We start from the raw sequence: 10,670 nt of genomic DNA, 5'->3' as shown, positions 1-10,670 counted from the left end.
GCGCTCACCGGCGCGGCTCCTGCATGCCGGCCACAATCGTCGACTCGAACGGCGCATCGGGTTGTACACCCATCATGCGCAAGCTGCCACCTACGATCCGGGCAAACACCGGCGCGGCAACGGCACCACCGTAGTAGGCGCCTTTGCTCGGCTCATCGATGGTCACGGCCACGACGATCTGCGGATCCGACACTGGGGCAAACCCCACGAACGAACTGCGATAGCGGCTGGTGCTGTACTTGCCGTCAACGATCTTGCGCGCGGTACCGCTCTTGCCGGCCACACGATAGCCCTGCACTTGCGCCGCTTTCGCGCCGTCGGGACCGGCGGCCGCCTCGAGCATGCCGCGAATCATCTTCGCAATCTTGGGCGGATAGACTTTCACGCTGGTGGGCTCGCTCTCACGCTTGACCAACGTCAACGACACCATATCGCCCTCACGCGCAAACACGGTATAGGCGCGCGCCATCTGCAGCAACGAGACCGACAGGCCGTAGCCGTACGCCATTGTTGCCTTCTCGATCAGGCGCCAGCGTTCCCACGGACGCAAGCGACCGGGTGCGGCACCGGGGAAACCCAATTGCGGCGCCTGCCCCAAACCGAGTTCCGTGAAGCGATCCCACATCTCGCGCGGCTCGAGCCGCTCCGAAATCATCGTCATCCCGATGTTGCTCGAGCGGCGCAGCACGTCGGCCACGGCGATCGTGCCGTTGCGGCTCACGTCGCTGATGGTGCTGCCTTGATAACGGAACTTGCCGTTGCCCGTCTCGAACATCGTCGAGGTCGTGATGCGGCCCAGATCCAGCGCCAATGCGGCGGTGAACGGCTTCATGATCGAGCCCGGCTCGAACGTATCGGTAATGGCGGTGTTGCGCAGATTAGAGCTTTTCAGCGTTTCGCGATTGTTGGGATCGAACGTGGGCACATTCGCCAACGCCAGAATCTCGCCCGTACGCACGTCGAGCACCACGGCGGCCGCAGCACGCGCGCCGCGCTCTTCCATCGCATCCATCAATGCTTTGGATACCAGAAACTGCAAGCGCGTATCGATCGACAGACGCAAATCCTTGCCATCGACAGGTGGCACCACGGCTTGCACGTCCTCGATCACGCGACCCAGGCGATCCTTGATCACACGGCGGCTGCCCGGCGTGCCGGACAACAGATTATTGAAGGCCAGCTCGACCCCTTCCTGACCTTTATCTTCAACGCTGTTGAAGCCGACCACGTGGGCCATCACTTCGCCATCGGGATAAAGACGGCGCGTTTCCGGCTGCTGATGCACGCCCGGTACGCCCAGATGCTTGATCTGCTCGGCCACTTCCATCGCCACCTGACGCTTCAGGTAAACGAAGTTCTTGTCTTCATCCGACAAACGCGCACGCAGATCGCGCGCGGGCATCTCGATCAGCTTGGCCAGCGACTCGAGTTGCTCGGGCGTCGCGGGCTTCACATCTTCGGGGATGGCCCAGATGGCGCGCGCCGGCACGCTCGAGGCAAGCACGCCGCCGTTGCGGTCGAGAATCTTGCCGCGCGTGGCGGCCAGCGACAACGTGCGCTCGTAGCGGCGCTCGCCCTGCTGCTGCAGGAATTCGGTCGACAGGCCCTGCAGGAACAACGCCCGCCCGATCAGGGTGGTGAACCCGAGAAACAACAGGATCAACACCAGGCGCGCACGCCACGTCGGCAACTGGCCGCGCAGCACGGGATTATCGAAGAACGGCACGCGCTTCATCGTGCACCCCCGGTTTGTGCTGACGAAGGCGTTTGCGCCGTCGCTTGAAGATAAATGGTGCGCTCGGGCGCGATGGGCATCATGCCCAACTCGCCGGTGGCGGCCTGGTCGACCCGCGTATTGCGGGCAAATTCGGCGCGCGCGACCTGCATGCGGCGCCACTCGATTTCGAGTTCGCGCGCCTGCGACTGGGCACGCTCGTATTCAATGAACAGTTGGCGCGACTGATAGCGCGCCGAAACCAGCGAGATGGCGGACAGCATCAAGAGCGTGGCGACGATCAAGCTGGCGCGGCCCATCAGTGCGCTCCTTTACGACGGCCGCGACCGGGCGCAGCCGCGCGTTGTTCGCTCGGCAGGCTGCCGGATCCCACGAAGGGCGCGGCACCGGCGGCATCCAGGGGCGTATTGGTACGCTCGGCGACACGCAGCACGGCGGAACGCGAACGCGCGTTGCCGGACACTTCTTCGTCGTCGGCAAGCACACGCCCCAGCGACCGATACAGCGGCTGGGGCATTTCACTTTCACGGATCGGCAAACGTGCCATGGCTTCACCTGGGCGCGCCGCCGCAGCGATACATTGCTTGACCATACGATCTTCAAGCGAATGAAAGCTGATCACGGCCAATCGTCCGGCAGGCGCCAGTAGCGTCAGCGCTGACGCGAGGGCGCTAGACAGCTCCTCGAGCTCGCGATTGAGGTAAATCCGTAAAGCCTGAAAGGTGCGTGTGGCCGGATGTTGGCCCTTTTCGCGCGTGCGGACGGTGCCGGCGACGAGCTCGGCAAGGTCGAGCGTGGTGCGCAGCGGCCCTGCTGCGCGGCGAGCTGCAATCGTTTTTGCAATCTGAAAAGCAAACCGTTCTTCGCCATAAGTCGCTATGACCTCCCGCATCTCATCAATACTGGCATCTGCCAGCCACTGCGCCGCCGTAGGGCCGCGCGTCGTATCCATGCGCATGTCCAGCGGACCTTCGCGCATGAAAGAAAAACCTCGTTCGGCATCGTCGATTTGCGGCGAAGAGATCCCCAGATCCAGCATGACGCCGTCGATCTGGGCAATCCCGTGTTCGGCCAGCGCCTCGGGCATGCTCGAAAATCCATCGTGAACCACGGTGACGCGGGTGTCGTTCGCTGCCAGATCGCGCGCCACGGCAATCGCCTGCGGGTCCTTGTCGAACACGACTACGCGCGCGGTCGACGCCAGACGCGACAACAATTCGCGCGTGTGTCCACCCCGGCCGAATGTGCCGTCCACGAAGACGCCCCTGCGGCGGCGCTCGTGCTCCGCTTCGCGTTCTTCGTCGCTCAGACGGTGACCGCGTTGGCCGAAATCGGGCACCAACAACGCATCTACCGTCGGCGCCAGCAGCACCGGCCGATGTTCAAAACCCATAACCGATATCAGAAGGAAAACTGATTCAACACGTCCGGCATTCCCTTGGCCAAATCTTCCGCTTCACGCGCGGCCAAAGTTGCGGCATCCCATAGTTCAAAGTGCGAACCCATACCGAGCAGCATCGCTTCCCGGTTCATGTTCGCGGCACTGCGCAATTCGGGCGCAATCAGCACGCGACCGGATCCATCCAGTTCAACATCCTGTGCATTACCGAGCAGCAGGCGCTGCAGCGCACGCGCCGTCATCGGAAAAGCGGCGATCTGCTCGCGCTTCTTTTCCCACTCATGCCGCGGATACACCAGCAAACAGCCGTCGGGGTGACGAGTAAGGGTCAAACGGCCTTCGGCCTGGGAAACGAGGGCGTCGCGGTGCCGGGTCGGAATCGAAATCCGCCCCTTGGCATCCAGCGTTAACGCGCTGCTTCCTTGAAACACCCCACGCACCCCACTTAATTGCACTAAATCCTACTTTTTCCCACTCTACGGGATCGGGAATAGCGGGTCAAGCTACGGTTGCACTTTTTTCAATCACAACAAGGACTTAGAGCATGTTTACAAAGTGGACAAAATCAAAACCCCCTAACAAATCAGAGGGTTACAAATTGAACTCAAAGTGTTTGATCAAGCTTGGGGCGGTCACGAATTTGTCACCGTTATTACGTTTGGGAGGGACGTGTCGCAGCAACCGCTTACAAGCAGTTGAAAATTCAAGAGAAAGTTGGGTGTGCAAAGCGGATCTATAGGCCGGATTCTGTACGTCGAACGTGAGTCCGACGGGCAATCATTCCTCTCGTCGAGCCATTGCTGACCCGATCTAGCCATCTACCCGCACGCTTGAGCGAGCCGCCCTTCGGCATCCGAGAACGCCACGCGTGCCTATTTGATGTTGCTCCGGGTAGAGGTTGCCGCGTTTCACCCTGCCAGGCTGCGCATCGTTGCCGATACGCGCAGTACGGAGTGGCCGTACCAGTGCGTGATGCACGCCCACCTGACAGACTCGTCTCTGTGGCCCTGTTCCTCAATCTCACGCGATGGATTTGCACCCACCGCGCCGCCGGGCGGCCGTTAGCCGCTACCCTGCCCTATGGAGTCCGGACCTTCCTCGATGCGGCAAGCCGCAACGCGATTGCCCGATCCGCTTTGCGCCGCCATTCTAAAACATTCGGCGTCGCAGCGGGTGCCGCCGATCTCGCCCGACGCGTCAAACGTGCAAATATTTGCGCCGATCAGCGGCGAAGTCGCTCACAAAACCACAGTTTTCGCACTTTGCCCAAGCGCGGCAGTCACGTACGTCGCTCGTTCCTGAGACAATAGCGGCTATTGAAGGGCGTCACGCGTCACCGCGCGGCGACGCCCCGTTTCCAGTTCACGGATGTTATGGCGCCCACCTCACTCATTACCCTCAGCGATATTCAGTTGGCCTTCGGCCACCACCCTCTGCTCAATCACGCCGATTTCGTGATCCAGTCCGGCGAACGCATCGGCTTGATCGGCCGCAACGGCGCCGGCAAATCGTCGCTTCTGCGCCTGCTCGACGGCCGCTCGCAGCCTGACGACGGCGACATCGCCCGGTCGTCCGGCCTGGTCGTCGCCACGGTCGAGCAAGAGCCTGAGCTCGACGACTCCCGCACCATCTTCGACACCGTGTGCGACATGGACGAAGACAGCGAAGACTGGGCGCGCCCCTCGCGCGTGAGCGCCCTGCTCGAACGCCTGCGCCTGCCGCCCGACGCCCACATCGCCGGCCTGTCCGGCGGTACGCGCAAGCGCGTGGCGCTCGCTCGCGCACTGGCCGGCGAGCCCGACCTCCTGCTGCTGGACGAGCCCACCAACCATCTGGACTTCGAGGGCATCGCCTGGCTCGAGGACATGCTTCGCACCTGGCGTGGCGCCTCGGTCATCATCACCCACGATCGGCGCTTCCTGGATGCCATCACCACCCGCATCGTCGAACTCGACCGTGGGCGCTTGCTGAGCTTTCCCGGCAACTTCTCGCAATGGCAGGTTCGCAAGGCCCAGTTCCTAGAGTCCGAGCGTCTGGAGAATGCCCGCTTCGATAAATTGCTTGCGCAAGAGGAAGTCTGGATCCGCAAGGGCGTTGAAGCTCGCCGTACGCGTAACGAAGGCCGCGTGCGCCGCCTCGAGCAGCTTCGGGTCGACCGCGCCGAGCGACGCGATCGCGTGGGCAATGTGTCGCTGGCGCTGGCCGAAGGTCAACGCTCGGGCAAGCTCGTGGGCGAACTCGAAAACGTCGGCAAGCGCTTCGGCGAACGTGTGGTGGTCGAGGGCTACAGCACCACCGTCATGCGCGGCGACCGCATCGGCATCGTCGGCCCCAATGGTGCCGGCAAGACCACCCTGCTCAAACTCATCCTGGGCGAGCTGCAACCGGATACGGGCACCACGCGCATGGGCACCAACGTGTCCGTGGCCTACTTCGACCAGATGCGCTCGCAGCTCGATGAGAACGCTTCGCTCGTCGACGTGATCAATCCGGGTAGCGAATGGGTCGAGATCGGCAACGAGCGCAAGCACGTCAAGAGCTATCTGGGCGACTTCCTCTTCTCGCCGGCGCGTGCCAACTCGCCGGTCAGCAGCCTGTCGGGCGGTGAGCGCGCGCGCTTGCTGCTGGCGCGGCTGTTTGCACGTCCCACCAACGTGCTGGTGCTGGACGAACCCACCAACGACCTGGATATCGAAACGCTCGAGCTGCTCGAAGAGTTGCTGCAGGAATACCGCGGCACCGTGCTCCTGGTGAGCCACGACCGCGTGTTTCTCAATAACGTCATCACGCAGACCATTGCCTACGAAGGCAATGGCCACTGGCGCGATTATGTCGGTGGCTATGACGACTGGGTCGCCCAACGGCCAGCCGCGCCCGCAGCTCCCACCACCCTCGCCGACAAGATGGACGTGGCCGACGTAGCCCAACCCACGCCTGAACCCGTGCCCGAACCCGCCAAGACCGCCAAGCGCGTGCGCCTGAGCAGTTGGGAACAGAAAGAGATCGACACGCTGCCCGAGGAGATTGCGGCCATCGAAGCCGAGCAAACCACCCTTTCTGCCACGCTGGCGGACGGCATGCTGTATCGCGAAGATCCTGCGGAAGTGGAACGCGTCAATGAGCGCCTGGCTGTGCTGCAGTCCACGCTCGAGACGAAGTTTGAACGCTGGGAGAAGCTCGAAGCCAAGCAAAACGGCGGCTGATGCTCGCCGTTGAATGAATGAGGCGGCACGCGCCGCCCCAGTTTTGTCTTGAGAAGAAAAACCGGCCATGGCCGGTTTTTTTTCGCCGGTTTATCCGCTTGGCGCCTGCGTTGTCTGGATGTGCGTTGCCAGGGGATGTGCTGTCGTCGGCTTTGCTTTCTGCTTTGCCTGGCTTCGCTTTGCCTGGCTTTGCTTTGGTTGGCTTATGCCTCGCTTGGCGCTGCTCTACGATACTCCGCTTTGCCTGGCGCCGTGCTTACGCAGTTGCGGTATCGACCAACGCCCGCCAGGCCAGCGATTCGCCGGCGGCCAGCGGCACGAGCGTCGTATTGCCGAAAGGCAGTTCGTCGGGCACTCGCGTTTCCTCTCGCACCAACGTCAGCGTATCGGTGTTGCGGGGCAGGCCATAGAAGTCAGGGCCGTGGAAACTTGCAAACGCTTCGAGCTTATCGAGACGATCCACCGCTTCGAATGCCTGCGCATACAGCGCCATCGCGTGCAACGCGGTGTAGCAACCGGCGCAGCCACAGGCATGTTCCTTCAAGCCACGCGCATGCGGCGCGCTATCGGTACCCAGGAAGAAGCGCGGACTGCCGCCGGTTGCCGCCTCGACCAACGCCTCGCGATGCACCTCGCGCTTGAGGATGGGCAGGCAATACCAATGCGGACGCACGCCACCGGTAAACAGCGCATTGCGGTTATAGAGCATGTGCTGCGGTGTAATGGTGGCTGCGACGGGACCCTCTGCATCGCGTACGTAATGTGCCCCTTCGCGGGTCGTGATGTGCTCGAAAACCACTTTGAGCTCGGGAAAAGCCCGGCGCAACGGCACCATCACACGATCGATAAAGATCGCTTCACGATCGAACACATCGATTCCCGGATCGGTCACCTCGCCATGCACCAGCAACGGCATGCCGCAGGCTTGCAGTGCTTCGAGCGCCGCCGTGCAGTGCCCCAGCAGATCCGTCACGCCGGCATCCGAGTTCGTCGTCGCGCCCGCGGGGTACAGCTTGACCGCGTAAACATGACCCGATGCCTTGGCAAGCCGAATCTCTTCGGCGCTGGTGTTGTTCGTCAGATAGAGGGTCATCAACGGCGTAAAGCGCTCGGCTGCCACACCCGCACCGGCCACTGCGGTCAAAATGTGCTCTCGATACGCCAGGGCCTGCTCGGTCGTCGTCACGGGCGGACGCAAATTAGGCATGATGATCGCGCGGGAAAATTGCCGCGCTGTGTCGCCCACGACGGCCGCCAAGGCCTCGCCATCGCGCAAATGCAGGTGCCAATCGTCCGGGCGGGTCATGGTGATGCTAGTCATAAAATCAGGTCACTCATTGGTTAGCGATGAATCGTTATGGGCGCGGCGAGCGGGCGGCCAATGCATCAGCGTCTGGCGATAGCGGACTCAGCCATTGGCAATAGCGCTGTCGGCGCTAGGCCACCGATGCATTGATGCGGCACTCAGCGATCGGCCAACGGCATGCCTTTTTCAGCCAGGGCCGCAAACATGGCGCTCCCGACGGGAATGATGTCGTCGTTGAAATCGTAACGCGTATTGTGTAAGGTGCAGCCGGCTTCGGCGCCACCTTGTCCAACCCGGAAATAGGCCCCCGGGCGCGCCTGCAGCATAAAAGAAAAGTCCTCTGATCCCATCGAGGGCACCAGATCGCGCACCACTTGCTGTTTGCCGAGCATATCCGTCGCGATGTCCCCCACCAGTTGCGCATGCTGAGGCGTATTCAGGGTGGCCGGGTACATCCGCTCGTAGTTGAGCTTGGCCTGAGCGCCGAAAGCCGCTGCGATGCCTTCGACCACGCCACGCATTCGCGTCTCGACCATTTCCTGTACCGAGCGGCGAAACGTACGCACAGTACCGACCAGTCGTGCCTCACTTGGAATCACGCTCATGGCACCAGGATGCCCCGCTTGTAACGAGCCGATCGACACCACGGCCGAATCCAGCGGGTTCACATTGCGGGAGACCACGCTTTGAAGCGCCGTAATCACATGACCCGCAACCAGCACCGGATCAATCGTCTGATAAGGGTGCGCACCGTGGCCGCCCCGGCCGGTGATCACCACCTCGAACCGGTCGGCCGCAGCCATCATCGGCCCCGGATTGATGCCGACCGTATTGGGCGGCAGTCCGGGCCAATTGTGCATGGCGTAGATCGCATCACATGGGAAGGTGTCAAAGAGCCCATCCTCCAACATCGCCTTGGCCCCACCCAGACCCTCTTCCGCCGGCTGGAAGATCAACACGGCCGTGCCGTCGAAGTTGCGCGTCTGAGCCAGATAGCGGGCTGCACCCAGCAAAATCGTCGTGTGCCCGTCATGCCCACAGCCATGCATCAAGCCTGACTTGGTCGACTTATGACCAAAACTGTTGTCTTCCGTCATGGGCAACGCATCCATGTCGGCGCGCAGCCCGATCATGCGACCGCTATCGTTGGTCCGTCCCCTAATAACGCCGACCACCCCCGTCTTGGCGTAACCCCGATGAACCTCCACCCCCATCGCCTCCAGGGCGCCGGCCACGATGCCCGAGGTACGTACCTCCTCGAACCCTAGCTCGGGATGCGCGTGCAGATCGCGCCGGATGGCGGTCAGATCGGAATGAAAGGATTGAATAGCCTTGAGTGCAGCGGTAACTTCAGTCATGGTCACGAGGCGGATGGCAGTAGGATGAAACGATCCCCTATTTTAGTTGCTACAGACAATAAATGCCTTTGTCTTTACGATCCGGAACCGCTATGCTTCGGCGCAGGACATTTTTCCAATCACCAGAAGGAGCGCCGTCTTATGGCCACTACCTCCACAACCGCGCGCAAGCCTAACGCGGCTTTCATGAAGCCCTTGACTCCCAGCGCCGAACTGGCCGCCGTGATCGGGTCGGAAGCCGTGCCGCGCACCGAGGTTACGAAGAAGATCTGGGAGTACATCAAGAAGCACGACCTGCAAGATGCCGCGAACCGTCGCAACATCAATGCAGACGACAAGCTGCGCCCGATCTTCCAGAAAGATCAAGTCTCGATGTTCGAATTGACCAAGCTGGTCAACGCGCACCTGAAATAAAGCTGCCATGGCGGCGAGGTGCATTGCCACCTCCTGCCCGATCACCGCGACATGCACATTGTCGCGGTCGATTCTTCCCAGTAGCCCGAGCGCTGCGCCGTAACATCCCCCCTGAGCTGTAGCCTGTATCCTCCGTCGCCGCGTTGCGTCGTCGATCCGCGCACTCGCGCGCCGCTTGCCGATTTTCCAATCCCGCGGTGGCGTTGCGCTTCGACGTTACTTTGCGCTCCACTGTCGTGCTCTGACTTCACTCCGAGCTCAGATATCGCAACGAAGCCCGAAGCGGCGTTGTGCCCCAATGGGCCCATCGAGGCAGCGCGAGCTCGATCGAAATAATGTTACGTTCACCGATGCCGGCCGCCAGGCGGAAGCCTACGATGATCATTCAAAAAAACACGCTACCAGTCCCGGTAGCGTGTTCTATGGGGCATCACAGCCAAGCGTGCGTTCATCTGCAAAGCGTCGATCAGTTGGCTAACCTCGCCACTATCCGCGAAACCAAGGCATAGGAAGCATGTGACGGCGCGCCGGCGCCTATGCAACTCGTCGCTCAGGCGTATTGGCTGGGAGGATTACCTTCAAACAGCGCGAGCCATCCGCGAACCAGGCGGTAGAACACCCAGACAACGGTAGCGATGACGCCTAGCCAGCCAATGAAGATGAACATGGCGATAAAGCTGATCGCCAGCCAAAGCAGCGACCACCAAAACGTACGCAATAACCAGTCGAAATGGGCGGCGTAAAGGGTTCCGGCCGTATCGGGCCGCTTCACATACATCAGCACCACCGCTGCCAGCGTGGCTGCAAACAGGGCACCGCTCGTCAAAAAGCCCAAAGCGAAGAGACCGTACGCGATGTGCGTCAGCATCTTCAAATCAGGTGTTTTGGGTTTGACGGGGATCGGGGTTTCATTCACGTTAACGGCTCCTACAGTCGTTTTCACGAATCTTACCCCACATTTAGGCTCCGTTCGCAAATCTGGAACCGTCGAGCAAACGTACTGGCAAAGCGCGACGTCGTCGTGTTGTGCGGGCGAAACGACGCTCGCGCAAGCCAGTGACCGATACGTGTACTTCGGCTTAGAGGTTACCGATGCGTTTGCTGCGGATTGGCAAGCCTCGCTTTATGCCACTGCATTTGCGTGGCGCAATGGCAAAACCCCGCTGGATTGCTCCAGCGGGGTTTTGGGAATAAAAGCCTGACGATGACCTACTTTCACAGACGTCCGTCCACTATCATCGGCGCAAAGGCGTTT

The 10,670-nt window shown here is 61.4% G+C and carries 9 protein-coding genes and 1 other RNA gene; 2 read left to right on the top strand and 8 right to left on the bottom strand.

Translation table 11 applies throughout. The annotated features are described in order from the left end of the window. Positions 1-4: 4 nt before the first annotated feature. From EYW45_RS06840 to rnpB, 5 genes are all read right to left on the bottom strand, one after another. Positions 5-1,735 carry a peptidoglycan D,D-transpeptidase FtsI family protein gene (locus tag EYW45_RS06840; RefSeq protein WP_161134656.1) on the bottom strand — a complete coding sequence of 577 codons (1,731 nt, stop codon included), beginning with the start codon at positions 1,733-1,735 and terminating at the stop codon, positions 5-7. Beyond that, complete coding sequence (gene ftsL, locus EYW45_RS06835) at positions 1,732-2,034, bottom strand: cell division protein FtsL (protein WP_161134655.1); 303 nt, start codon at positions 2,032-2,034, stop codon at positions 1,732-1,734. The genes EYW45_RS06840 and ftsL overlap by 4 nt, the downstream gene beginning before the upstream one ends. Further along, positions 2,034-3,128 carry a 16S rRNA (cytosine(1402)-N(4))-methyltransferase RsmH gene (gene rsmH / locus EYW45_RS06830; RefSeq protein ID WP_161134654.1) on the bottom strand — a complete coding sequence of 365 codons (1,095 nt, stop codon included), beginning with the start codon at positions 3,126-3,128 and terminating at the stop codon, positions 2,034-2,036. Before rsmH ends, ftsL begins: the two co-directional genes overlap by 1 nt. Positions 3,129-3,136: 8 nt before the next feature. Beyond that, on the bottom strand, positions 3,137-3,565 hold the full coding sequence (mraZ, locus tag EYW45_RS06825; RefSeq protein ID WP_161134653.1) for a division/cell wall cluster transcriptional repressor MraZ: 429 nt from the start codon (positions 3,563-3,565) through the stop codon (positions 3,137-3,139). 289 nt (positions 3,566-3,854) lie between these two features. After that, an RNA gene (gene rnpB, locus EYW45_RS06820) (RNase P RNA component class A) lies at positions 3,855-4,272 on the bottom strand. A gap of 235 nt (positions 4,273-4,507) precedes the next feature. Between rnpB and EYW45_RS06815 the strand changes: the two genes are divergently transcribed. Next, positions 4,508-6,337 carry an ATP-binding cassette domain-containing protein gene (locus EYW45_RS06815; RefSeq protein WP_161134652.1) on the top strand — a complete coding sequence of 610 codons (1,830 nt, stop codon included), beginning with the start codon at positions 4,508-4,510 and terminating at the stop codon, positions 6,335-6,337. 256 nt (positions 6,338-6,593) lie between these two features. Here EYW45_RS06815 and pyrC read toward each other — a convergent pair whose 3' ends face one another. Beyond that, a complete protein-coding gene (pyrC, locus tag EYW45_RS06810) occupies positions 6,594-7,658 on the bottom strand; it encodes a dihydroorotase (RefSeq protein ID WP_161134651.1) in 1,065 nt (354 codons plus the stop codon). A gap of 143 nt (positions 7,659-7,801) precedes the next feature. Then, complete coding sequence (locus EYW45_RS06805) at positions 7,802-9,001, bottom strand: M20 aminoacylase family protein (RefSeq protein ID WP_161134650.1); 1,200 nt, start codon at positions 8,999-9,001, stop codon at positions 7,802-7,804. 141 nt (positions 9,002-9,142) lie between these two features. On the opposite strand from EYW45_RS06805, the gene EYW45_RS06800 reads away from it, so the two are divergent. After that, complete coding sequence (locus EYW45_RS06800) at positions 9,143-9,415, top strand: SWIB/MDM2 domain-containing protein (protein ID WP_161134649.1); 273 nt, start codon at positions 9,143-9,145, stop codon at positions 9,413-9,415. Between the two features lie 550 nt (positions 9,416-9,965). Here EYW45_RS06800 and EYW45_RS06795 read toward each other — a convergent pair. Then, positions 9,966-10,283 (bottom strand): DUF4870 family protein, encoded by a 318-nt coding sequence (locus EYW45_RS06795; RefSeq protein ID WP_161135358.1) that lies wholly within the window; start codon positions 10,281-10,283, stop codon positions 9,966-9,968. Positions 10,284-10,670 lie beyond the last annotated feature (387 nt).

This window comes from Schauerella aestuarii, from assembly GCF_009866805.1.
In the GTDB taxonomy this organism is placed as follows: Bacteria; Pseudomonadota; Gammaproteobacteria; order Burkholderiales; family Burkholderiaceae_B; genus Schauerella; species Schauerella aestuarii.
The sequence above is the reverse complement of the archived record's forward strand: the minus strand, read 5'-3'. Positions and strand labels throughout refer to the sequence as shown.

What these genes read in the sequence shown, in the direction of transcription:
- EYW45_RS06795 (WP_161135358.1), bottom strand. Translation starts at nt 10,283, where the DNA reads ATGCTGACGCACATCGCGTACGGTCTCTTCGCTTTGGGCTTTTTGACG.
- ftsL (WP_161134655.1), bottom strand. Translation starts at nt 2,034, where the DNA reads ATGGGCCGCGCCAGCTTGATCGTCGCCACGCTCTTGATGCTGTCCGCC.
- EYW45_RS06805 (WP_161134650.1), bottom strand. Translation starts at nt 9,001, where the DNA reads ATGACTGAAGTTACCGCTGCACTCAAGGCTATTCAATCCTTTCATTCC.
- pyrC (WP_161134651.1), bottom strand. Translation starts at nt 7,658, where the DNA reads ATGACTAGCATCACCATGACCCGCCCGGACGATTGGCACCTGCATTTG.
- EYW45_RS06840 (WP_161134656.1), bottom strand. Translation starts at nt 1,735, where the DNA reads ATGAAGCGCGTGCCGTTCTTCGATAATCCCGTGCTGCGCGGCCAGTTG.
- rsmH (WP_161134654.1), bottom strand. Translation starts at nt 3,128, where the DNA reads ATGGGTTTTGAACATCGGCCGGTGCTGCTGGCGCCGACGGTAGATGCG.
- EYW45_RS06800 (WP_161134649.1), top strand. Translation starts at nt 9,143, where the DNA reads ATGGCCACTACCTCCACAACCGCGCGCAAGCCTAACGCGGCTTTCATG.
- EYW45_RS06815 (WP_161134652.1), top strand. Translation starts at nt 4,508, where the DNA reads ATGGCGCCCACCTCACTCATTACCCTCAGCGATATTCAGTTGGCCTTC.